Source organism: Psychrobacter sp. KCTC 72983 (assembly GCF_014280455.1).
In the GTDB taxonomy this organism is placed as follows: domain Bacteria; phylum Pseudomonadota; class Gammaproteobacteria; order Pseudomonadales; family Moraxellaceae; genus Psychrobacter; species Psychrobacter pacificensis.
Genome location: NZ_CP060390.1, coordinates 1,121,909 through 1,143,814, shown reverse-complemented (window position 1 = coordinate 1,143,814; position 21,906 = coordinate 1,121,909). Strand labels below are relative to the sequence as shown.

Annotated in this window: 23 protein-coding genes; 11 read left to right on the top strand and 12 right to left on the bottom strand. The window is 45.2% G+C overall.

Annotated elements, in window-relative coordinates; all coding sequences use genetic code 11:
* The first annotated feature begins 516 nt into the window (after nt 1–516).
* The 4 genes from lptM (at nt 517) to PSBA01_RS04840 (ending at nt 4,427) form a co-directional block, all read left to right on the top strand.
* Entirely contained in the window at nt 517–831 is a 315-nt protein-coding gene (lptM, locus tag PSBA01_RS04855; RefSeq protein WP_186475214.1) for an LPS translocon maturation chaperone LptM, read from the top strand.
* A gap of 46 nt (nt 832–877) precedes the next feature.
* Nucleotides 878–2,254 carry a diaminopimelate decarboxylase gene (gene lysA / locus PSBA01_RS04850; RefSeq protein WP_186475213.1) on the top strand — a complete coding sequence of 459 codons (1,377 nt, stop codon included), beginning with the start codon at nt 878–880 and terminating at the stop codon, nt 2,252–2,254.
* A 213-nt stretch (nt 2,255–2,467) separates the two neighbouring features.
* Entirely contained in the window at nt 2,468–3,355 is an 888-nt protein-coding gene (dapF, locus tag PSBA01_RS04845; RefSeq protein WP_093067369.1) for a diaminopimelate epimerase, read from the top strand.
* 52 nt (nt 3,356–3,407) lie between these two features.
* Nucleotides 3,408–4,427 (top strand): tyrosine recombinase XerC, encoded by a 1,020-nt coding sequence (locus tag PSBA01_RS04840; RefSeq protein WP_228724642.1) that lies wholly within the window; start codon nt 3,408–3,410, stop codon nt 4,425–4,427.
* A gap of 42 nt (nt 4,428–4,469) precedes the next feature.
* Here the strand turns inward: PSBA01_RS04840 and PSBA01_RS04835 are convergent, their stop codons facing one another.
* Complete coding sequence (locus PSBA01_RS04835) at nt 4,470–5,369, bottom strand: nitrilase-related carbon-nitrogen hydrolase (RefSeq protein ID WP_186475212.1); 900 nt, start codon at nt 5,367–5,369, stop codon at nt 4,470–4,472.
* Between the two features lie 298 nt (nt 5,370–5,667).
* On the opposite strand from PSBA01_RS04835, the gene rpoN reads away from it, so the two are divergent.
* On the top strand, nt 5,668–7,314 hold the full coding sequence (rpoN, locus tag PSBA01_RS04830) for an RNA polymerase factor sigma-54 (protein WP_186475211.1): 1,647 nt from the start codon (nt 5,668–5,670) through the stop codon (nt 7,312–7,314).
* Between the two features lie 359 nt (nt 7,315–7,673).
* The gene (gene hpf, locus PSBA01_RS04825; RefSeq protein ID WP_071002423.1) at nt 7,674–8,054 is read left to right on the top strand and encodes a ribosome hibernation-promoting factor, HPF/YfiA family; all 381 of its coding nucleotides are present in this window, start codon (nt 7,674–7,676) and stop codon (nt 8,052–8,054) included.
* A 227-nt stretch (nt 8,055–8,281) separates the two neighbouring features.
* On the opposite strand, the gene thiS is transcribed toward hpf, so the two are convergent.
* The 4 genes from thiS to PSBA01_RS04805 all read right to left on the bottom strand — a co-directional run bounded on the left by thiS (nt 8,282) and on the right by PSBA01_RS04805 (nt 10,601).
* The gene (gene thiS, locus PSBA01_RS04820; RefSeq protein ID WP_058025626.1) at nt 8,282–8,482 is read right to left on the bottom strand and encodes a sulfur carrier protein ThiS; all 201 of its coding nucleotides are present in this window, start codon (nt 8,480–8,482) and stop codon (nt 8,282–8,284) included.
* 147 nt (nt 8,483–8,629) lie between these two features.
* A complete protein-coding gene (locus PSBA01_RS04815) occupies nt 8,630–9,004 on the bottom strand; it encodes a DUF423 domain-containing protein (protein WP_071002422.1) in 375 nt (124 codons plus the stop codon).
* Nucleotides 9,005–9,028: 24 nt separating this feature from the next.
* Nucleotides 9,029–9,892, bottom strand: coding sequence for an RNA polymerase sigma factor RpoH (gene rpoH / locus PSBA01_RS04810; RefSeq protein ID WP_201587611.1), 864 nt, complete (start codon nt 9,890–9,892; stop codon nt 9,029–9,031).
* A 241-nt stretch (nt 9,893–10,133) separates the two neighbouring features.
* On the bottom strand, nt 10,134–10,601 hold the full coding sequence (locus tag PSBA01_RS04805) for a sulfurtransferase TusA family protein (protein ID WP_075105723.1): 468 nt from the start codon (nt 10,599–10,601) through the stop codon (nt 10,134–10,136).
* A gap of 320 nt (nt 10,602–10,921) precedes the next feature.
* Here PSBA01_RS04805 and PSBA01_RS04800 point away from each other — a divergent pair, with 320 nt between their 5' ends.
* Nucleotides 10,922–12,616 carry a M48 family metalloprotease gene (locus tag PSBA01_RS04800; RefSeq protein WP_228724641.1) on the top strand — a complete coding sequence of 565 codons (1,695 nt, stop codon included), beginning with the start codon at nt 10,922–10,924 and terminating at the stop codon, nt 12,614–12,616.
* Between the two features lie 104 nt (nt 12,617–12,720).
* Here PSBA01_RS04800 and PSBA01_RS04795 read toward each other — a convergent pair whose 3' ends face one another.
* Both PSBA01_RS04795 and rpsU read right to left on the bottom strand, forming a co-directional pair.
* On the bottom strand, nt 12,721–13,170 hold the full coding sequence (locus PSBA01_RS04795; protein WP_058025631.1) for a GatB/YqeY domain-containing protein: 450 nt from the start codon (nt 13,168–13,170) through the stop codon (nt 12,721–12,723).
* A gap of 205 nt (nt 13,171–13,375) precedes the next feature.
* Nucleotides 13,376–13,591 carry a 30S ribosomal protein S21 gene (gene rpsU / locus PSBA01_RS04790; RefSeq protein WP_010195908.1) on the bottom strand — a complete coding sequence of 72 codons (216 nt, stop codon included), beginning with the start codon at nt 13,589–13,591 and terminating at the stop codon, nt 13,376–13,378.
* 369 nt (nt 13,592–13,960) lie between these two features.
* On the opposite strand from rpsU, the gene PSBA01_RS04785 reads away from it, so the two are divergent.
* From PSBA01_RS04785 to PSBA01_RS04770, 4 genes are all read left to right on the top strand, one after another.
* Entirely contained in the window at nt 13,961–14,326 is a 366-nt protein-coding gene (locus PSBA01_RS04785) for a hypothetical protein (protein ID WP_186475210.1), read from the top strand.
* A gap of 89 nt (nt 14,327–14,415) precedes the next feature.
* The gene (locus tag PSBA01_RS04780; protein ID WP_186475209.1) at nt 14,416–14,919 is read left to right on the top strand and encodes a c-type cytochrome; all 504 of its coding nucleotides are present in this window, start codon (nt 14,416–14,418) and stop codon (nt 14,917–14,919) included.
* 221 nt (nt 14,920–15,140) lie between these two features.
* Nucleotides 15,141–16,178, top strand: coding sequence for a tRNA (adenosine(37)-N6)-threonylcarbamoyltransferase complex transferase subunit TsaD (tsaD, locus tag PSBA01_RS04775; protein WP_186475208.1), 1,038 nt, complete (start codon nt 15,141–15,143; stop codon nt 16,176–16,178).
* Between the two features lie 44 nt (nt 16,179–16,222).
* Nucleotides 16,223–16,594 (top strand): CrcB family protein, encoded by a 372-nt coding sequence (locus tag PSBA01_RS04770; RefSeq protein WP_186475207.1) that lies wholly within the window; start codon nt 16,223–16,225, stop codon nt 16,592–16,594.
* Between the two features lie 341 nt (nt 16,595–16,935).
* Here PSBA01_RS04770 and PSBA01_RS04765 read toward each other — a convergent pair whose 3' ends face one another.
* From PSBA01_RS04765 to potA, 5 genes are all read right to left on the bottom strand, one after another.
* On the bottom strand, nt 16,936–17,301 hold the full coding sequence (locus PSBA01_RS04765; protein ID WP_186475206.1) for a hypothetical protein: 366 nt from the start codon (nt 17,299–17,301) through the stop codon (nt 16,936–16,938).
* A 267-nt stretch (nt 17,302–17,568) separates the two neighbouring features.
* On the bottom strand, nt 17,569–18,459 hold the full coding sequence (locus PSBA01_RS04760; protein WP_186475205.1) for a LysR family transcriptional regulator: 891 nt from the start codon (nt 18,457–18,459) through the stop codon (nt 17,569–17,571).
* A gap of 108 nt (nt 18,460–18,567) precedes the next feature.
* Complete coding sequence (gene potC, locus PSBA01_RS04755; RefSeq protein WP_186475204.1) at nt 18,568–19,356, bottom strand: spermidine/putrescine ABC transporter permease PotC; 789 nt, start codon at nt 19,354–19,356, stop codon at nt 18,568–18,570.
* Nucleotides 19,356–20,234 carry a spermidine/putrescine ABC transporter permease PotB gene (potB, locus tag PSBA01_RS04750; RefSeq protein ID WP_186475203.1) on the bottom strand — a complete coding sequence of 293 codons (879 nt, stop codon included), beginning with the start codon at nt 20,232–20,234 and terminating at the stop codon, nt 19,356–19,358. Before potB ends, potC begins: the two co-directional genes overlap by 1 nt.
* The gene (potA, locus tag PSBA01_RS04745; protein WP_186475202.1) at nt 20,234–21,475 is read right to left on the bottom strand and encodes a spermidine/putrescine ABC transporter ATP-binding protein PotA; all 1,242 of its coding nucleotides are present in this window, start codon (nt 21,473–21,475) and stop codon (nt 20,234–20,236) included. The genes potB and potA overlap by 1 nt, the downstream gene beginning before the upstream one ends.
* Between the last annotated feature and the right edge of the window lie 431 nt (nt 21,476–21,906).

The window sequence follows — 21,906 nt, the reverse complement described above, 5'->3', positions numbered from 1 at the left end:
CTGAGGCTGAGGGTTGTATCTTATTACTATATAGCAGTACCGCTGAATCGTAGGCCTGAGCCTCAGCATAGCCGTAAGGCCGCGGTATAATGTAACATATTTTTGTAGCGATAATGGTAAGGTTTAAAATTGGTGTCTATCAAGCGTTCAAAATATTGGTACATCTGTTATAGCTAGTGGCTCCTAGGTACTTTAGCCATTGATTATTGGCTGTTGTAGAGCTGCCTTATGAATATCAAAAATTGTAAGAAATATTGTCCAAATTCCTATCAGACATGTTTTTATGCGCAAATTATCAAGCGATACCGTCAGTAAATTATGATGAAAGCATCAAATCAATCCCCACTATGAGCCAAATTTATTGGCCAATGCTGTTCAGTATGCGTACAGCTTTGTGTCATAATGCTATGATTAAAACTTTGATATTGGCCATTTTTGGGCTGCCTTTTTCGCTCTTTATTTATTACGATTTTTAATCGCACTTACACCGCTACACGCTCACAGGTGATCCACTCTATGTCTACTATACTTCGCTCATCAGAAACTGGGCATATCGCCTTATGGAGACTTGCCAGTCGCCGCGCCATTATTACTTTAGTTATTGGCAGTGCGATGATGGTAGGGTTGTCAGGCTGCGGGCAAAAAGGCGCTTTGTACTTACCAGAGTCTACTAGCCAAACGGTAGAGGGTAGCCCATCTGTACTAAATAGTACGAGCCATCCACAAGATGCCGCTTTTGCTGGTATTGATGATGATACCTATCAAAAAAATAACTATCTAGATGAACAGCAAATACTGCCCGAGCCGAGTACAGATCCTAACGATTATTAATGTTTATTCTTACCCTTGATACCCTGATTATATTAGAGATGTTTATATGAGTCATTCTGAACTACCTGCTGACGTAACCGATTCTGCTACTGGCGAATCTGTCACTATTCAAACTGAGCACGGTCTATATGTTGATCCTAAAGCGTTGAGCGCTCATCTGCCCGCGCTAAGCTATCGCGACGACGCGCTATATATGGAGCAGGTCAGTGTTGATGAGTTGGCAAAACAATATAGTACGCCATGCTATGTCTACTCAAAGCAGGCGATACTGGATGTTTATCAAGCCTATACCGATAGCTTTGCCAGTCTCGATCATCAGGTATGCTACGCGGTAAAAGCAAACTCGAATCTTGCGGTGCTTGGAGTGCTTGCGCAGGCAGGTGCTGGGTTTGACATCGTCTCTCGTGGTGAGCTGATGCGTGTATTGGCTGCAGGTGGCGCCGCGTCGCGCGTTGTATTCTCAGGTGTTGGCAAAACTTATGGCGATATCGAATACGCACTGACCCAAGGTATCGGCTGCTTTAACGTCGAGTCGTTCAGTGAGCTGACCTTGATCAACGAGGTAGCGGCAGCACTGAACAAACATGCGCCAATCTCATTACGCGTCAATCCAAATGTCGATGCCAAGACGCATCCGTATATCTCAACAGGTCTTAAAGACAACAAGTTTGGTATTACCCACGAAGACGCCTTAGCGGTCTATCAGCAAGCGGCGGATTTATCACATATTGATATCGTTGGTATTGATTGTCACATTGGCTCGCAGTTGACGGAAGTCGCGCCGTTTGTCGCCGCACTAGATAAAGTCATTGAGCTGATACATAGCCTGCGCGATCATGGTATTGAGCTGCGTCATATTGATTTGGGTGGCGGTCTAGGCGTGCGTTATATTGATGAGACGCCCGTGTCTATCGATGAGTTTGCCGAGGCTTTATTACCAAAGCTTAGCGAGCTTGGTTTGACCGTATTCTTTGAGCCAGGTCGTAGTATCGTTGCCAATGCTGGTGTGCTATTGACGCAAGTCGATGTACTTAAGCCGACTGAGCATAAGAACTTTGCGATTGTCGATGCTGCGATGAATGACTTGATTCGTCCTGCTTTATATCAAGCTGAAATGGCCGTGATTCCAAGTACATTACCGAGCGATGGTATTGATACAAATGGTACAAAGCCGTGGGACATTGTTGGTGCGATTTGTGAGACAGGGGATTTTTTAGCAAAAGACCGCTTACTGTCATTAGAGGCAGGAGCTGTCTTGGCAGTGACGGGCGCAGGCGCTTATGGCTTTACTATGAGTAGTAATTACAACTCGCGTCCGCGAGCCAGCGAAGTGATGGTATCAGGCAATAACCATCAGCTCATCCGCAAACGTGAAACGGTTGAAGCATTGTATGCTGACGAAATACTGTGGCAGGATAGATAAAGCCGCCAACCCGCCAACACTGACACTGTTTTTGCATAATAAATAAAACCCACCGTGATAATAACGGTGGGTTTTTTATGGCAAACTCGAATGGGGTATATCGAGTTTGAGGTATAACGATAAGTTAGTATTTGATAGCGGTGATAATTATGATTGTATCTGACAGCGTGCTAATATAAGCCATACATAAAAATAGGATAGGACATCAAAGATATGCTAATAGAATTTACTAAAATGCATGGGCTGGGCAATGATTTTATGGTTATCGATTTGGTGACCCAGCGCTTAGATTTGAGCAAGGAGTTGGTAGCGTTATTGGGAGATCGCCACCTAGGTATTGGCTTTGATCAACTGCTTGTGGTTGAGCCACCGATGCGCCCCGATGTTGATTTTAGTTACCGTATTTTTAACACCGATGGCACCGAGGTGGAGCAATGCGGCAATGGTGCGCGCTGTTTCGCTCGTTTTGTCCAAGCACGTAAACTGTCATTTAAGCAGCGCCTGCGTGTCGAGACGGCGAGCGGCATTATCTCTTTGACCACTGATCGGTTTGGTTGGGTAGAGGTTGATATGGGTAAGCCCAAGTTTGAGCCAAATGAGATTCCCTTTAGCCCAAGAGCCACGACCAAAATCCAAAACACTTATCACCTCGATGTCAATGGCACACCTGTACAGCTATATGTCGCCAATATGGGCAACCCACATGCCGTTATCAAAGTTGATGACGTGCTTGACGCTGAGGTTGAGACGTTAGGCAAGGCCATTGAGTCCCATCCAGCGTTCCCAGATCGCGTCAACGTGGGCTTTATGCAAGTGATGAACCAGCGTCATATTCGTCTGCGTGTGTATGAGCGCGGCGTGGGCGAGACGCAAGCTTGCGGCACGGGCGCCTGTGCAGCAGTTGCAGTCGGTATAAGAGAGGGCTGGCTCGATGAAGGCGAAGAAGTGCGCGCGCAGCTCTATGGTGGCAGCTTGATCATCAAGTGGCAGCCTGGCTATTCAGTTATGATGACAGGTCCGACTGCTTTTGTTTATGAAGGAGTCTTTAGTCCAGATGGTTTGATGGCGCAAGCAGGTATTAAGCCAAGTTCTGAAGGCTGATATCTGTCGTTAGAAAAATGATATCAATAACATGGGTGCTTCTGATATGGTTATGTCCACTCATCAAGACGGTCAGACAACGCAAACGGCACCTTGGCTATCAGCTGAGCTGGCGGCGAATATAGAGTCAGATGCCGCGCTACGAGCGTTATTAGCACCTGTCCATCGTTGGCTCAATACGCTGTCTGTGCGTAATCACTCGCCGCATACGCTGACCGCTTATTTTGCTGGCTTAAACCAACTGGCACTGTTCTTACGCGGTAAGCGTCTGACGTGGACGCGTTGTGATAAGCGCCAACTGGCTCAGCATATTAGTCAGCGTCTCGATGAAGACAAGCTTGCGCTTGCTAGCGTTCAGCAAGAGCTGTCAGCGATTCGGCATTTTTATGGTTGGCTCATAGAAGAGGATTTGGCGCGTATCAATCCAACGACCGGCTATCAGCTCAAGCGTAGCCCTAGACCATTACCCTCTATCGCTGATGTGGATTTATTGACGCAGTTACTCGATCAACAAATCCCTGATACGCCAGAGCAGGCTCGTTTGTGGTTGCGTGATAAAGCCATGTTTGAGCTGCTCTATAGTAGTGGTCTACGTGTTGGCGAGTTGGTCGCACTCGATATGGCTGATGTGGACTTGTCTGATTTACGGGTGCGAGTCACTGGTAAGGGTAATAAAACCCGCTTAGTACCATTAGGTGCAAAGGCAGCAGAGGCGATAACACGCTATCTACCGCATCGCAATCTATGGGTCGAACAGATGGACAGCGCCTTGTTCATTAGCGAAAAACTCGGCACCAGACTATCGACGCGAGCAGTACAGCAGCGTCTAAAAGTTGCGGCGACTCGCGCAGGTATTGCGCAAAACATGTATCCACATCTACTGCGTCATTGCTTTGCCTCACACATGCTGTCAGGTAGTGGTGACTTGCGTGCCGTGCAGGAGATGTTAGGACATAGCGATATCAGTACCACGCAAATTTACACCCACGTTGATTTTGCCAAATTAACACAAGTCTATGATCGCGCCCATCCACGAGCCACCCACACTCAAAATGATGAAAATCCTACCTAATTGAGTAATCTACGGTTTAAGCAATCTATGTTACTTCTTAAGTTATGCCAAACGATGACAATCAAAGATAGGTAATTTCTGTCGACCTTGCACTTGAGCTTGCTTGTCTAATGATGCCATGACGATGGCGTATCCTTTATCTATGTCAGATGTCGTAGACAGATTTAGCTCACTGCTATCATGGCTCGCAATAACGCTGCCATCAAAAGCAGTAATGGTAGTATGTCCCCACGTCTGGCGAGTATTGCCATCTTTATATGCATGATCGCCGCCCTGTGCTGCACCGATCACCATGCACTGACTGTCCAAAGCACGTGCCTGTAACAATAGCGACCAATGCGCTTGTCCAGTCAGATAAGTAAAAGCAGACGGTGCACTTAATATATCAGCACCTGCTTGACGTAAGCGCTGCGCTAAAGCAGGAAAGCGCAAATCAAAACAGACCATCATACCCAACTGATAGACAGCGCCTTCTGACTCAAGAGGCGCAACCACGGTCTGCGTGCCCGGCTCAAACGTCGCCGCTTCATTGTAGCTGCCTTGCTTGTCGGCCACGGTCGCGGTAAACAGATGAATCTTATCGTAGCGCGCCACTCGCGTACCATCAGGTGCAAACAATTGACTGACTTGGCGCAGCCGACCATCAGGAACGATCATGCCATCAGGCCGATAAGGGCAAGGCAGTGAGCCTGCCAGTAGATATATGTTATGAGTGCGGGCATACTCTGCCATCGTCGCTGATAGCGCGTCAAAACGCTCTGCAGTCGCAAACTGCTGACCCATGCTACAGCAGTTTTCAGGTACGACAACGAGTTCAGCACCTTGCGATTTGGCATCAATGATCGCCGCTTTTATATTCGCTAAATTGCTATCGATGTCTTGCTGGCTGTTCATTTGAATGGCAGCTGTACTAAATTGAGAGGGCATTGTTGTGTCAGTCATGACAATATTCTCCGTGACGGGTAAGTCTTGATGGCTGCTCATGACAATTTTTTATGACGTTTTTTATTATAAAATGTTGATGACGCTGAACAAACCATTCATAGTTATCGGTTGGTTATTAAGGCAAACATGCTAAATTTGTATCACAAACATACCAATCGTATCTGGATAGGATATAAATTAACGTAGCAAAATTGTGATAAAAAATGCTATCGTCATGTCCTGTTAAGGTGACATCATCGCCTTAATTGGCAAAATAAATACAATATGACCAAGACTGGAGTGTAATAAGCCGCCCATGAGTATGTCATTCGGATTGGCGAGCACGCTAAGCACCTCACAAAAACTGACACCGCAAATGCAGCAAGCCATTAAATTGCTGCAGCTCTCTAGTCTTGAGCTCGCACAAGAGGTTCAAGCCAAACTGGATAGTAATCCGCTGCTTGAACGTATCGAAGAGGATGATGACGAGTACGAGAATAACCGTGACGATAGAGCAGATGAGCTAAGCGAGTCATTAACACTTGATAGCTGGAACCAAAGCAGCAGTGACGCATCTAGCGCAGGATCTGATAACCATACAGACTATGGTGATGATAGCACTGACAGCTGGGAGAAACTGCAGCAATCTCGTATTGATGATGGAGCGATGGATAGTGATAGCAGTTTTGAGACGGATAGCTTCGATGCCAGCAGCTTTGATACAGGTAACTATGCTTCTGCCTCCACAGGTTCTGGTAGCAGTAGAGCGGATGAGGATTTTGATAGTTATCAGGGCGGTACTTCGTCGACTATCCAAGATCACGTACGTTGGCAGCTCAACTTTAAGCGCCTATCAGAAGCGGACACCCTGATTGCAGAGTATTTGATGGACTCTATGGATGACATGGGATTCATACGAATTGATATCGATGAGCTGCTACAGAGCTTTGATACCATGGCCAACTTTTATCAGTGGGATGAACGCGTTGAGTACGACGAGGTCATGGCCGTATTGCGTATGATCCAATCTTGCGATCCGATTGGCGTTGGCGCACGTCATTTGAGTGAGTGCCTAGCGATTCAGTTATCCAAGCTAGACGCCAATACTGCATATCTCAAAGAAGCAAAAGCGCTGCTAACAGCCGGCGAGCTTTTGGTGAGCAACAATATCAAAGCGCTGACTGAACGGACAGGCCTTGCTCCTGAGAACATCACCCCTGCGCTTAACTTACTGCGCACCTTAAACCCTTCACCCGGATTACTCTTTCAGATCAACCAGCCTGATTATACCCAGCAGCCCGACAGTTACGACATTCCAGATGTATTAGTCACACCCATTAGGAGTCGTAAAGCCACTGCCAATACTGAGGCATTAGAAGACGGTTGGCATGTACGCCTCAATCCTGACACCTTGCCGAAGCTGCGAGTAAATCAAGAATATGCCAATTTAGTCAAACGCGGTGATGACAGTCCGGACAACCAATATCTGCGTGAAAACCTCACCGATGCGCGCCTCTTTATCCGCAGTATTGAGGAGCGCAATCAAAACCTATTAAAGGTAGCCACTAGCATTGTGCGTTATCAGCAGGAGTTTTTGCAGCACGGTGCAACGGCCATGCAACCACTTATTCTAAAGGCAATCGCAGAAGAAGTAAATCTACACGAGTCCACCGTTTCACGTCTTACGACCAGTAAGACGATTTTGACACCGCAAGGACTATTTTCACTAAAGCACTTTTTTTCTTCTCACGTCAGCAGTTCGGATGGCGATATCTCATCAACGGCCATTAGTGCCATGATTAAAAAGCTCATCGCTGATGAAGATCCCAAAAAACCGCTATCGGATAGCCGTATTCAAAAAGAATTATTGGCAGATGGTATCGATATTGCCAGAAGAACTGTTGCCAAATATCGTGAAGCCATGAATATTGGCTCATCTACTCAGCGCAAACAGAAGTATTAATCGTTTAAATACAGCCATCTGCAACAATTTTGAGTAATCATTGATATTTCTGTGGCAAGATATAAAAAATAAAATTTTTTGATTATATAGAAACATGATGGAGACAACAGCTATTGTTACACTTAATTACAATTTAACGTCTTGCTACTATCCCTCTTTCATGACAAATTAGAGTCATACCAACAACGAAATCTAAGTGCCAATCTATAGTACTTACTTGTAATGAATAAAGGAGACGATAAAAGGATACGTCGAAATCTTACTAGAGGCATTAGATAGATTATTGGTAAGGCAGGATGATAAGAGCAGGAATGCGACTTCATCTGTTGAATGTAAGTTACAAATACAAGGACAATAATATGAATGTTTCTATCAGTGGTCACCATATCAGTGTTACCGAAGCTATGGACACAGCAGTTCGTGAAAAGCTTGAAAAAGTAGAGCGACACTTTGATCAGATACAGAGTATTAAAGTGATATTATCGTTAGACAATAGTGGCGCAAGTGATGGCGGTAAAAAAAGCCATAAAGCTGAAGCAATTATGCGCGTCTCAGGTCAAGAAATGTTTGTCCAAGCCTTAGAAGATGATATGTATAAAGCCATTAATGAGATGGCAGACAAACTTGATAGACAAGTACGTAAGTACAAGACCCGTCAAGAGCGCAAAAAGACTCAGGGTGCTGGGCGTGATGAGCGCTATCAAGACACCACGCCTGCTGAAGCAGTACCAGCAGCTTAATCATAGGTTTGAATAACGTTGATTAAGTGGGTAATCAGATCATCAAGAGCGTCTGAACGAACTAAAAAATAAGAAATTTGACAAACAGCTATTTCATTCATTGGTGATCTATAAAAGAAAAAAGACCTCGAACGTTTGACACGTTGAGGTCTTTTTTAGTACGTCTCTAATGATGCGGTTAAGACTTGATAATTAATAAAAACTAATGATAGACTGAAATATAAAAATTAGCCTCCGCCCACAGCCTGTACGACTTCTATATTCATACCTTCTACAATACGCAATTGAGCCAGCTCACTCTTTGGTGTTAGCTCACCATCTACTTCAACGGCATAGCGTCCTTGACTGAGTCCAAGTTCATTGATGACTAATTGCACTGTCTGATGAGTGGTTTGTAAGTTTTTACCATTAACACTAATGGTGCTCATATAAAATCCTCCTTAATAATTTGAGATTCCTTGTAGTAACGGTCCTATAAGTATTAGTCGCAATATAGGTGCTTTGAATCTTATAGGCGACTATTTGTATCTATACTCATAATATCAATCAATCTTCGGCAGTATGAGTAGAATGGATTAATCCATTGAGTTCTCAAGTCGAAATGCAGAGATAGCAAGCCATAACCAACCTGCAATCATAAGAACCCCGCCAATGGGCGTAATCGCGCCAAACCAGCGCGGTGCTCCAAGCGTCATGGCATATAGACTACCGGCAAATATAATAATACCGGTTTGCAATAACCAAGCCGTAGCTTGAGTGGTATATTTTAAGCGTATCAGTAAGCCCACAACTAATAGACCCAGCGCATGTATGAACAAATACAGCGTCGCAGTATGCCACCATTCAAGTTGTTGCACATTTACGACGCCCTTCAAACCATGCGCACCAAATGCACCCAAAGCGACAGCGATGGCCATATTAATCGCGGCAATACCGATCCAATTTAACATGACAACACTCGTCTTTTTTTGATGCTATTGAATATCATCAGGTAAAATCACGCTATCAATGGTCATGGCATCGCGGATTTTGTCCATCGCGTTTTTTTCGATCTGACGGACACGTTCAGCGGATATAGAGTAAACCGCGGCCAGCTCGTGCAAAGTGGATTTTTGCTCAGAGAGCCAGCGCTGCTCGACGATATCACGTGAGCGATCGTCCAATGTCCCCATAGCCGCGATGAGGGCAGACGAGTTATTTTCTTCCCAGTCTTCTTCTTCTAGCTGCTCAGCTGGGTCAATGCCATCTTCCAAAAACAGCTGCGGTGCATAGCGACCGTCATCATCGTCGCTGGATTGCGCTTCAAATGAGGCGTCATAAGAGGTCAGACGCGACTCCATCTCGAGCACTTGCTTTCGCGTGACATTCAAATCTTTGGCAATCGCGTCTGCTTCTTCTAGCGTGAGCTGATTATTGGTTTTCTTTAAACTACGTAAATTAAAGAATAACTTGCGATGTGCTTTGGTGGTCGCGACTTTTACGATACGCCAGTTACGGATGACAAATTCGTGAATTTCAGCTTTGATCCAATGTACGGCAAAAGACACCAAGCGCACGCCTTTATTCGGATCGAAACGTTTGACCGCCTTCATCAATCCAAGATTACCTTCTTGAATTAAGTCGGCTTGAGGCAAACCATAACCTGAGTAACTGCGCGCAATATGAATGACAAAGCGCAGATGCGACATCACCAGCAGACGCGCTGCCTCAACATCGCCCTCATCATAATAGCGATGGGCCAATTCTTGCTCTTGTACAGGCGTTAAGATCGGAATTTGATGCACAGTATTGATGTAGGCGCCCAGATTAACCCCCGGCGCTGCCAAATGGGTTGGCATTGCTGGCACCAAATCGCGCGTACTGGTATTGCCTAATGTACTGGCATCATAAGGTGGGCGCTGAGCTGCGGCTTTTAGTGCCGCATCGCGCGCATCGTTTTTTATAGGAGCTGTGCTGTCTTTTTTATTCGCATTCGCAGCATCAGAAGTAGTAGTAGCCATATTCTTGACCTTGGTTAAATAGTTAAGCAAATAGTCAGATAAAAATCTCTATAGTTGTAATTGTAAAGGACAGCAGCGTTTAGTTGCTATCAGTTTTGGTAATGATGAAGTGATATATTGTAGCGAAACGCTGCAATGATGTGCTATTGCCTGACAAATCAGTAACTTCGTTGACGATTAACGCTAAGTAGTCGCTCGTTTGTGTTTGCTGACTCTGACGACAAAACGCTGTGATATCAGCTTGTGAGTTGGGATCCGTCGCGACCACATATAATGAGTCACCAGCGGCTACATCGCGTAACGCAACCTTGGTTTTCAGCAGTGGCATTGGGCATGCAAGCCCGCGACCGTCGACGAAACGCTTGATATTTAGTAAAGGTTGCTCTTCATCTATTTTCGTCTCAGTGCCAACATCTGGGCCACCATTCTCTACTGGCAACAAGTCTAACAGATGATTGATCTCTTGCTGTTCTGGATCGGATAAGCTCGCTGATAAGTAAATAGAGTGTGATGCACGTTTGATGGGTAATTGGCTATCAGCGGACATAATACAAACCTTACAAGTATCAGTATTTCGGTTTCTTTATCAAAAAAGGCTCTAACAATTATTTTTGAATATCGTCAATCTATTTACGGCAACCATGAGCTTACTATTATTGTGTTTAACCATTATACCAAATAGCCGATGTATAATTGCATTTGAATATAATCAACGCCATGTTCGGTTCATTAGAATCACACAGTCATGTTGCACAATCGTGACGGGTGGCTGAGTGATTGGTAGCTAAGCACATAGTAGAATTGACCTTATACAAACAAGCTCGTATAGTCGAAAAGACGTCGTCAACAATCTGATAGGATACGAATTTGTACCACGCTAATAGACCGCCACGACTTATTAAAGCCACCAGCCATTCGATGAATAAGCTGTCGGAAAGCTCGCTATCTAAACTATTCGGGCAAACAGATAGCCGCAACTCTGTGGTTTTATCTTTTTCAAATAGTATCAAAATCGGACTGTCAGTGACACTGCTGGTAATTGCTACAAGTGCTCATAGCAAGGATGGTGATGATAGCCAAGCTATGCCATTTGCCAATCATTCATGGCAAACAGTAGAGTCACAATCGTTAGAGCTACCCAATTTGCGCGGGCAAGGACTGAGCTTTGCCGAGCAATACCAAAATAAAATGCTGGGTGAGTGGTCATTACAGAACATCAATGGTCGGGTCAAAATGGAGCACGACCCTTGGGTGCAAGAAACGGTAAAAGACATGACATGGCGATTGAATGCGCAAGCCCGTCAGCAAGCACCACTTGGCTTAGTTATTCTTGATAATCCCAGCATCAATGCTTTTGCGGCACCTGGTGGAGTCATCGGGATCAATACAGGGACGATATTGGCCGCCAAAAGTATGGATGAGCTGGCAAGTGTCATCGCCCATGAAGTCGCGCACATCAGTCAACGTCACTATGAGCACAGCGCAGACGAGCGCAAAAAAGCCTTACTGATGCAAGTAGGCGGTATGTTGGCTGCGATTGCCGCATCAGCAGTCGATGGTGATGCGGCGGCGGCTGTAATGGCGGGTAGCCAGACAGCTTCTATGAATAGCAGCATGGCTTTTAGCCGTAACAACGAGCGCGAGGCCGACCGAGTAGGGATGCAAATCATGATTCAGGCAGGCTATGACCCTCGGGCAATGCCACGGTTTTTTGCCACGATGAATCAACAAAGCCAGCTCAATCAGGTTGAAAATCGCTTTTTACCAAGCTTTGTGCGCTCGCACCCGCTCAGTGATGAGCGACTGAGTGAGTCGCAGAGCCGTGCTGGGCAGTATCCCACACTGTCATTGAGCCAGCAGCAGCGCCATCAAGCCTTGTTTGATTTGCTCTATTGGCGTGTACAAGTTACTGGCAAACATGCTTCTGAAGTGACGCTCACAACCGCTGCTAAAAATAGTCTGGGTGCCAAACTTGCCTTAGTGAGTTGGTACGGAGAACAGCAGCGCATCGAAGAGGCTAATGAGGTATTGGCACAGATTAATAAACTCCCAAATACGCAGCGTCAAAGCCTAGAACCTTTACTATCGATTACTTATAGTCAGCTTTTAAGCGAACAAGGCAAATGGCAACAAGCGGCAGATATTTTAGAGAGTCAGCAGCGTCTTTATCCTGAGCGCCGTGACTTGCGTCTGTATTTGGCGGAAGCACTGACCAATAGCAATCAGCCATTAAGGGCACAAGTACTGCTAAAACCACTCACAGAGCAACAACCAAGCGATCGCTATGCATGGCAAAGTTTGCAGCTTGCTAATGAAAAGCTCGCTAAAACCGCAACGTCACCACAACTGGCTAATATTGCAACGATCAACGCATTGCGTTATCGCAGTTATGATCAACTTTGGAATGGGCGCTATGAGAGTGCGTTGACATCACTGACGCAGGCCAAGCAATTGACTGAAAACCTGCAAGCCACAGCACAAAGCAGTAGTGCGCGCTCATTGCTAGCCAATATCAATGCAGAAATCAAAGCAATAAAAACCGCCAAAGACTTTGAGCCTTAGGCGGTTTGTAAATAGTCAGTTTTTCGTACAACAACAGGTGCGCTTGACAACATCATTTTCAGTAGTAGCAGCTCATATGCCGGCTTGCTATCCAAAATGAAAAATTAGCCTTGTAGCGCATCTTTAACCATTTTAGAGATCAACGCAGGATCAGCACGACCAGCGGTCTTGTTTTTCAGTACACCCATCACGCTGCCCATATCACGCATAGAAGTGGCACCTTGCTCTGCGATTTCCGCATTGACCAATGCCATGATTTCATCTTGATTCATTTGCTGCGGCATAAACTCATTGATAATATCAATTTCAAACTGCTCTTTGGCCGCCAAATCATCACGGCCATTTTCAGTAAAAATAGTGAGCGACTCTTGACGTTGTTTGAGCTGCTTTTGTAGCACTTCTAATACTTGCGCGTCATCAAGCTCTGTCTGACGATCGATCTCAATTTGTTTGACCACTGATTGTACGTTGCGCAGTATTTTGACACGCTCAAGCTCACGAGCTTTCATAGAAGTTTTGATGTTGTCTGATAACGTCTGTTTAAGTTGGCTCACTGCTATTATCCTTATTCGTTTGTTAAATGCTATTTGTTGGGTACTGTTTAATAAGTTTTTTTGGGTAAAACCTGCTGAGAGCGGGCTTTGATAAAAAATTGCGTCAGCAGTAACAACGAAAATTGTAGCATAAAAAACGCCACTGATATCGATGGATAACAGTGGCGTTAGTGTAGCACTGGTACTTAACTAATCAGATCATTGATTAGTACATACGAGTAGTACGAATAGTTTCGCGTTGTAACTTCTTCTTATAACGCTTTACGGCAGCTGCTTTTTTGCGCTTACGTACTTGCGTTGGTTTTTCATAAAACTCACGCTTACGTACGTCTGATAATACACCAGCTTTTTCACAAGCGCGCTTGAAACGACGGATAGCGATATCAACTGGTTCGTTTTCTTTAACCTTAACTGCAGGCATGAAGACTCCTCGATTAGGATGAGATATAAGGGCATTAGTTTGGCTGTATATTAGTATTTAGCCGTAATATCTCAAGATTACAGGCATCAGCTCAAACTAGGACAATTCTCACGCATTGGCGCAAGGGCAGGTATTTTAATAAAAAATATCAACAAAGTCAATGATTTTAACAGTTTATTGTCTATTTATACTTTGTTTAAAATGTATCGAGGCCGAGCTGTCAGGTTTTAGGTGAGTTAGAGCACAAAGTTTAGTGTCAATAAAAAATCCCTACGGTCTATAACGGTTTAGTGGGAGTTTATGCTATGATATTTCCCATATTGTAGGGTCTATGAACCGTTTTGTGCGTATTTTATTGAGGATGTTGGAATGAAAAAAACAGTATTGAACACGGTGTTAAGCACAGCTTTTATCGTAGCTTTGGGTGCGGGCGTGAGTGCTTGTAGCGGCGGCGAAGAGCACGAAGAAGTGTTGGCGATCGATATGGTAGATGAAGCGGCTGAGCTGGCACGCGCAAACGCCCCTGAAGCAGAAGACATGGAGTTTCCAGAGACGGCACCGATGCCAGCGGCGGATGCAACAGCTGCAGATGGGACAGAAGCTGATGCCACTGCTGAAGCAGGTACGGCGGATACAAGCATGGCAGACGCGACAACCCCAGCCACAGAGAGTGCTGATACCGCGGCTGCGCCTGCTGCCACTGACAGCGCTGATATGGCAACACCTGCTGAATAAGCTCTTAATTAGACTCGTAATATAATATTGTGAGTCTATGAACTGCTACAAAAAATTTGGCCACAGACGCATCAAATAAAGGTAAGGTCATGATCGATATACAGCAGCATATAAAAAGACTGAGCTTATCTGTTATCAGTCTGAGTGTGTTATTAGTATTGAGCGCTTGTAGTGGTGATAACGCAACTACGGAAGCGTCTAGCGCAGCCAACGAACCTGCTGCTACGAGTGTTGAAGAAACAGTTGCAACAGAATTCGAAACTACGGTGCCTGAGCCTATGGCTGAATCTGAGACTACCGACATGGTGGTTGAAGAAAAGACTGCTGTTGTCGCTGAGCCTGAAGTGCTCGCTGCAGATGCTGGTGCTAAACTTTACGAGTCAAACTGTAAAGTCTGCCATACAACGGGTTTATTGAATGCACCGAAGTATGGTGACACAGCCGCTTGGGCGACTCGTTTGACCAAAGATAAAGAGACACTATATATGCACTCCGCTAAGGGCTTTAACAAAATGCCAGCACAAGCAGTAAATGGTGTCAGTGAGGCACAAGTCAAAGCCGCTGTTGACTATATGCTGGCGTCAGTAAACTGACACGGTATATATAGAAGATATCAGCCGTTGAAATTTGTTAAAATGACCGTCATTGTGACTGACAATGGCGGTTTTTTTATGCGCGTTTTCTATTACTATCGATTTTAAAAATATGACTGGCTGTGCGAAGCGGATTTGATTCGCTATTCAAAATTTTAAAGTGATATACAATAAAAACGCGGCAAAAAATAGTCCGAAAACAAAAGCATAAAGGCAAAAGTATGAAGGTATTGGGTTTAGAGACGTCTTGTGATGAAACTGGGCTGGCGATCTTTGATAGCGAGCAGATCAATAATGACAATCAAGGGTTGGTCGGGCAAGTACTGTACTCACAGATTGAGCTACATGCGCTCTATGGCGGCGTGGTACCTGAGCTTGCCAGTCGTGATCATATTCGTAAGCTCGTGCCCTTACTCAACGAGCTGCTTGAGCAGTGTGATATGAGTAAAAACGACATCGATGCGATTGCCTATACTAAAGGGCCAGGGCTGATCGGTGCGTTGATGACCGGCGCATTATTTGGCCGCAGTCTGGCGTATGGTTTGGATATTCCTGCCATTGGTATTCATCATATGGAAGGGCATTTGCTCGCGCCGCTTATGGGTGCCAATCCGCCCGCTTTTCCTTTTGTTTCGCTGTTGGTCTCTGGTGGTCACACTTTACTTATAGCCGCTCATGGTGTGGGACAGTATGAAATCTTGGGTGAGTCGATCGATGACGCGGCGGGTGAGTGCTTTGATAAAGCGGCTAAGATGCTAGGCTTACCTTATCCCGGTGGGCCTAATGTTGCCAAACTGGCAGAAGCTGGCAACCCTGATGCTTACGCACTGCCAAGACCGATACTACATCGAGGTTTGGACTTTTCGTTTAGCGGTATGAAAACAGCGGTACATAACCTGATTAAAGACACTGCTGGCTCTGATAGTGATCCGCACATTCGCGCGGATATCGCCGCGAGCTTCCAGCATGCAGTGGTCGATACCTTAGTGAAGAAATGTGTCAAAGCACTCAAGCAAGCAGGTATGAGCCGTCTGGTCATTGCAGGCGGCGTCAGTGCCAACACACATCTGCGCGAGACGCTAGAGACGGAGCTAGCAAAAATCAATGCTACCGTCCATTACGCACCGCCAGCACTGTGTACAGATAATGGCGCGATGATTGCTTATGCCGGATTTGAACGCCTAAACGCTGGACAAACGGATGATCTGGCAGTGAGCTGTATCCCGCGTTGGCCAATGACAGAGTTGCCAGCCGTATAATTGAGCCTTTTGTCCACCAAACCTATTTGAACTAAGGACAGTCTATGCAGTGGCTTGCTATTGGTCTGGGAGCAGCATTAGGCGCGTGTTTACGTGGCTATTTAGCGCGCTTTAATCCACTGCATCACTGGATACCGCTTGGTACGCTTGGCGCAAATGTGTTGGGCGGTCTGCTGATTGGCCTTGCGCTCGTCTGGTTTGAGCGTATGGGTAGCGATTTATCGCCTAATATCAGACTGTTTGTGATTACTGGGTTTTTGGGCGGACTGACGACGTTTAGTACCTTTAGTGCTGAGGTATTTACTTTTATTAGTGCGGGTAAAGTATTGGCAGGGCTAGGATTGATTGGATTGCATGTTGGCTTGACTTTATTGGCGACTGCTGTGGGGTTTTATTTGTTTAAGTTGGTACTTTAGCATCTCTAGATATTACTTGTTTGATTAGTGATATGGTTTGAGTTGTTCCTTTATAGAGGTCTGTTTTAGGTAGTTCATTAATTAGTTATAAGGTCTGTTTGGGTGGTTCCTGTAGGGTATACGTTATAAAGACTTTCTAGTTTAAGTTATTTAAACTCACCAAAATTGGATTTGATAAAATATCTAATGACAAAAAACATTAAGATATTTCCCACAAATAACACAAGTATTATGTAGGCATGACCAACATTTACGAGAAGTTGATTCTTACCTTTGTGTATCTGATAAATAATTTCATCATCAGCGCTAATACTTATGAGTTGCTTATAAGGGTTGTGGTATCAATATAATGTGGGGATTTTATACCAATGAACAGTAACTTCCTTACCTTGAATGAGAGTTATCTTTTCAGAAGGTATGCGACAACCGCCATTTCCATTAGGCATTCGCGCACCAAAATAACAATTAATAATCGTGTCGCTTCCATTGCTATTTAGGTTTAGCCAATACTCATTACTATAGGTTTCTCTTAGTGTTAAAACGCCTTCGCTGCTATAGATACTTGATTCATCAACCGGATATTTGTCAGACTTTCTATCTACATCCATCACAATAAGCATGTAGATAGTACCTACTAAAACCATAAAGGTTAAAAAAACAATGTATAGCTTTCCAAGGGTAGATAAATCACGAAAATTTAAGTTCATTTACTGATTTTTCCAAGTAGCAGCTTGTTAAATGTATTGTTAATTTTCCATATTCCAGTGTGAGCAGCTGAGATAGACGTATTGAGTGCAAGTCCTGTATAGCACACTGACCACGGATAGAATATGTATGCTAAGTACACCTTAAAGTACGCTGTGATTATTTCAGCGAGTTAAAACGTTGATATCATTAGCCGACAGCCTATTGTTCAAGTCCTCACTAGGGTACCGAACCTTTACCCATAAAGAGTGATTATGACAAATAAAGCTCTAAACCGGCTTCACAATTCCATCAAGTAAACTCGCAAACCCCTGCATATAAGCCATATCTTGGCTCGCCGTGCGCGTTGCGGCATAAAGCTGACAATACACGCCGTCCCCCAATGGACGGGAGACCACCCAGCCTTTTTTCTCATATTCAGCCACCACCCAATCAGGCAATGCCGCTACGCCACGTTCACTGGCGACCAACTGAATCAGCATCGCGGTCAGTTCTGTGGTACGAACACTCTCAAAGCTCAATTGAGCTGGCGTCATAAAGTTGGCAATGATATCGAGGCGTTTGGCTTCTACCGGATAGGCAATCAATGTCTCGTTAACCAAATCATTAGGCTCAATAAATTCTTGCGTCGCTAAATCATGCGTTGGTGACAGCACCAAGCGACTCTCATACTCAAACAATGGCTGATAGCTAATACCGTCGAGCGGTAAATCACTGGTGGTAATAAGCAAATCGATATCGCCTTCCATCAAGAGATGATGCGGCTCAGGCTCAAAGCCCGTGGCAAAATCAAGCTCGACATCTGACCATTCACGGCGATAGTGATTGAGTATCGGCATGAGCCAATCAAAGCAGCTGTGACACTCTGATGCCAGTCGTAACCTGCCCGCTTGACCATGTGCCAAGCGCTTTAGATCGTTTTTGGTACGCGTGACTTGCGGCATGATATTATCCGCTAAGGCTAGCACGGCCTTGCCCGCTGGTGTAAAGCTAAGCGGGCGCGTGCGGCGATTGACCAAACTGACGTCGTAATAGTTCTCAAGCTCTTTGAGCTGATGCGAGACTGCAGACGCCGTGACATGTAGCTCGTCTGCTGCTGCTGCAAGTGAGCCATGCGCCCGTAGCGCGGTTAATGTATTAAGATGACGAAGCTCAAGCATAATAGTATCTAAACGCTAAGGTGAGAAAAATTCATTATAAGCAATATATCGGTGAATTCAACTCAAATATTTTTATCCAAGTGCCTGCTATTAGCCAGCTTTCAACGTCTAGCGTCGCCGTAATAATATCTGTGAGATTACCACCAATACTAGCGAGGCGACCAGCAATAACGTACCTATCGCATTGACTTCTGGTTTGAGACCCACCCGCACCATCGAATAAATACGCAGCGGTAAAATCTCATAACTAGGCCCTGTGACAAAGGTCGATACCACCACATCATCGAGCGATAAAGTAAAAGCAAGCAACCAACCTGCCATGACCGCGGGCAAGATAACGGGGATCAATACCGTACGTATCATCGTCGACTCAGATGCGCCCAAGTCGCGTGCCGCTTCCATCAAGCGCTCATCTAAGCTGCTCAAGCGTGCAAAGACAGTAATCACAACAAAGGGTAGGCAAAAAGTGATATGCGCTATCAGTAAAGACACAAAGCCTAGCTGTAAGCCTATCAATAAAAACAGTGCCAGTAATGAGATAGCCAGGACAATCTCAGGCGACATCATCAGCACAAACAGCAGCCCGTTTAGTAAGCCTTTACCGCGAAAGTTATAGCGATGTAATGCGAGGGCAGTGAGCGTCCCTATAAGAGTCGAAACGGTAGCCGCGACTAGCCCCAAGACAATAGAATGCCAAAACGCATCGAGCATCGCTTGGTTGTTAAACAGTGATTCGTACCACTTTAAGCTAAAGCCGCCCCAGTTATAGCCAATTTTTGATTTGTTAAATGACATCACCACCAAAACAATGATGGGTAGATATAACAAAGTATAAATAAGACCGAGATAGCCTTTAGCCGCGATCCTGCCAATCTTGAGCTTACGTGAATAAGACATTAGGCCACCTCGTTAAAATCAGTCTTGCCAATGCGGCGACTACTGGCGCGATAAGCCAGTAATAATACCGCCATTGCCACTGTCAATAACACGCTAGCAGCAGCACCAAACGGCCAGTCACGGGCGTCTAAGAATTGGTTTTTAATGATATTACCAACGAGTAGGTTGCGAGAGCCGCCCAAAATATCCGCCACATAAAACATACCCATCGCAGGCAACAGCACGAGCAGTACGCCAGAGATAATCCCTGGCGTCGTCAGTGGTAGTACCACATGCCAAAAGGTCTGTGTTTTTGATGCACCCAAATCCTGAGAAGCCAATAGCATGTCATTGCGTAAATCGGTAAACACCGCATATAGCGGCAGTACCATAAATGGGAATAATAAGTAAGTTAGACCAGCAATGACCGCGCCTTGCGTATATAAAATATCGATAGGAGCATCAATGGCACCGATTGCCAGCAGTGACTTATTAATCAAGCCATTATTCGCAAAGAGCAGTTTTAGCGCATAAGTACGTACCAAAGAGTTGGTCCAAAAGGGCAGGATCAACAGCAGCATGAGTAACGGCTGCCATCGCACTTTTACCTTGGCCACGAGCCACGCAAAAGGGTAGCCCAGCAGTAGACAGATAACCGTTGTGATACCTGCCATCCATAATGAATGAACAAACACCTCAAAATATAACGGATCAACCATGCGCACATAGCTGTCAATACTGACAGGCAAGCTAATAAAGGCGCTGCTATCTCGGGTCAAAAAGCTGACCGCGATGACCAATATGTTTGGTAATAGCGCAAATATCAGTAGCCAACCCCAGATCAGCCAGAGCGTTGCCGTACGAAACGGACTTTTGCTGCTTAAGTGGTTGCGGGCCATCAGCTACCACCCTTTTGTGCAGTCGCCTTGTTTGTATGGTCAGCGTCTTCTGGCAATACCCATTCCCAGCCATCGACCCATGAGACTTTGACGCCTTCGTTGAGTTTGTAATCAAAGCTTGGGTCGTCTTCATCAAAAAACTCAGAGGCCTTAATGATATGGCCATTTGCCAATTCAATAATCGAATCTAACGTACTGCCTTTATAGTTACTTTCGATGACGCGGCCCAGTAGTCCGCTATGCTCATTATCTTTTGGATCATATATGCGTAAGTCTTCAGGACGAAGTAGTAAATTAACGATGTCACCTACTTGTACATCATTGGCAAAATTGGGTCGACGCAAGTTACGTAGCGTTGTTGGCCCTTCTTGCGCTTGAGCCTCACAGACTTCAACTTCGATGCGTCCATTGGTCACGTTGCCATCACGATCTGGAAGGTCTGGATAGACACCCTTGACCTCAGCTCTAAACAGATTGGTCTCGCCGATAAATTTGGCAGTAAACAAGTTGGCAGGAGTTTCATAAATCTCAATAGGCGTGCCGATTTGCTGAAACCTACCGTCCTTCATAACCGCAATACGGTCAGACATCGACAGTGCTTCTTCTTGATCATGCGTGACAAATACAAAGGTAATGCCAAGCTCGCGTTGCAGACGCTTGAGTTCAGATTGCATTTGCAAACGCAGTTTGTGATCAAGCGCGGATAGTGGCTCATCGAGTAGTAATAGCTTGGGGCGATTGATCACCGCACGGGCGATCGCCACGCGCTGCTGCTGCCCACCAGATAAATCCTGCGGTTTGCGATTGGCCAAATGCTCTAACTGCACCATGGCCAGCATCTCGCTGACGCGAGCTTGAATCTCAGCTTTTGGCACTTTTTTTAGCTTTAATCCATACGCGACATTTTGGGCGACGCTCATATGTGGAAACAACGCGTATTGCTGAAAGACGGTATTGACCGGACGTTTATCAGCGGATAAGCCTGCCATCTGTACGCCATCTAGATAGATTGTCCCCGCATTGGGCTGCTCAAAACCTGCAATCAAGCGCAGTAATGTCGTTTTGCCACAGCCTGAGGGCCCAAGCAGGGTCAAAAACTCGCCGTGCTTGATATCAAGGTTGATGTCTTTTAGAACCTCGGTTTGATCGTAGGTTTTTTTGATACCATTTAATTGCAGCAACGTCTTGTCATTTTGAGGTGACGCAGAGGTTTTGTGCGTGCTTGGCGATGGGTCGGTCATAATATCTGTTCCTAAGCGTCCAATAGATCAGAGCAGTAAATCAATGCAGCCATCAAGGTATCTCGATGTCATCAAAAAACTGGCAAGAGCGTAAGCACGATTTGATTGCTGCCTGATAGCTGTCTGATTGCTGCGTATTATAACAAACCCGTGATATAAATCAGTGCAAGTTCGTTATAAGTTACGCGAGTCGTACCGTCATAGCAGCGATGGTTACGGCTATATTTTTACAGTTATAGGTTGGTGTATAACGACATTTAAACAAAATTTTTTACCGTTTTTTGGCCTCTATTCCTATACAATCACGGTATGGCTGACAAACATAAGGCATCTGATGGGTGAGTATGAATAGTCATCTGCCCATTTATGTTTGCATACAAGTATATAAAGCCGTTTATAACTCTCATATTATTGATAATAAAGGATCTCTC

Coding starts and splice junctions, on each gene's coding strand:
- lptM (WP_186475214.1), top strand. CDS start 517: ATGTCTACTATACTTCGCTCATCAGAAACTGGGCATATCGCCTTATGG.
- lysA (WP_186475213.1), top strand. CDS start 878: ATGAGTCATTCTGAACTACCTGCTGACGTAACCGATTCTGCTACTGGC.
- dapF (WP_093067369.1), top strand. CDS start 2,468: ATGCTAATAGAATTTACTAAAATGCATGGGCTGGGCAATGATTTTATG.
- PSBA01_RS04840 (WP_228724642.1), top strand. CDS start 3,408: ATGTCCACTCATCAAGACGGTCAGACAACGCAAACGGCACCTTGGCTA.
- PSBA01_RS04835 (WP_186475212.1), bottom strand. CDS start 5,369: ATGACTGACACAACAATGCCCTCTCAATTTAGTACAGCTGCCATTCAA.
- rpoN (WP_186475211.1), top strand. CDS start 5,668: ATGAGTATGTCATTCGGATTGGCGAGCACGCTAAGCACCTCACAAAAA.
- hpf (WP_071002423.1), top strand. CDS start 7,674: ATGAATGTTTCTATCAGTGGTCACCATATCAGTGTTACCGAAGCTATG.
- thiS (WP_058025626.1), bottom strand. CDS start 8,482: ATGAGCACCATTAGTGTTAATGGTAAAAACTTACAAACCACTCATCAG.
- PSBA01_RS04815 (WP_071002422.1), bottom strand. CDS start 9,004: ATGTTAAATTGGATCGGTATTGCCGCGATTAATATGGCCATCGCTGTC.
- rpoH (WP_201587611.1), bottom strand. CDS start 9,892: ATGCCAACCCATTTGGCAGCGCCGGGGGTTAATCTGGGCGCCTACATC.
- PSBA01_RS04805 (WP_075105723.1), bottom strand. CDS start 10,601: ATGTCCGCTGATAGCCAATTACCCATCAAACGTGCATCACACTCTATT.
- rpsU (WP_010195908.1), bottom strand. CDS start 13,591: ATGCCTGCAGTTAAGGTTAAAGAAAACGAACCAGTTGATATCGCTATC.
- PSBA01_RS04785 (WP_186475210.1), top strand. CDS start 13,961: ATGAAAAAAACAGTATTGAACACGGTGTTAAGCACAGCTTTTATCGTA.
- PSBA01_RS04780 (WP_186475209.1), top strand. CDS start 14,416: ATGATCGATATACAGCAGCATATAAAAAGACTGAGCTTATCTGTTATC.
- tsaD (WP_186475208.1), top strand. CDS start 15,141: ATGAAGGTATTGGGTTTAGAGACGTCTTGTGATGAAACTGGGCTGGCG.
- PSBA01_RS04770 (WP_186475207.1), top strand. CDS start 16,223: ATGCAGTGGCTTGCTATTGGTCTGGGAGCAGCATTAGGCGCGTGTTTA.
- PSBA01_RS04765 (WP_186475206.1), bottom strand. CDS start 17,301: ATGAACTTAAATTTTCGTGATTTATCTACCCTTGGAAAGCTATACATT.
- PSBA01_RS04760 (WP_186475205.1), bottom strand. CDS start 18,459: ATGCTTGAGCTTCGTCATCTTAATACATTAACCGCGCTACGGGCGCAT.
- potC (WP_186475204.1), bottom strand. CDS start 19,356: ATGTCTTATTCACGTAAGCTCAAGATTGGCAGGATCGCGGCTAAAGGC.
- potB (WP_186475203.1), bottom strand. CDS start 20,234: ATGGCCCGCAACCACTTAAGCAGCAAAAGTCCGTTTCGTACGGCAACG.
- potA (WP_186475202.1), bottom strand. CDS start 21,475: ATGACCGACCCATCGCCAAGCACGCACAAAACCTCTGCGTCACCTCAA.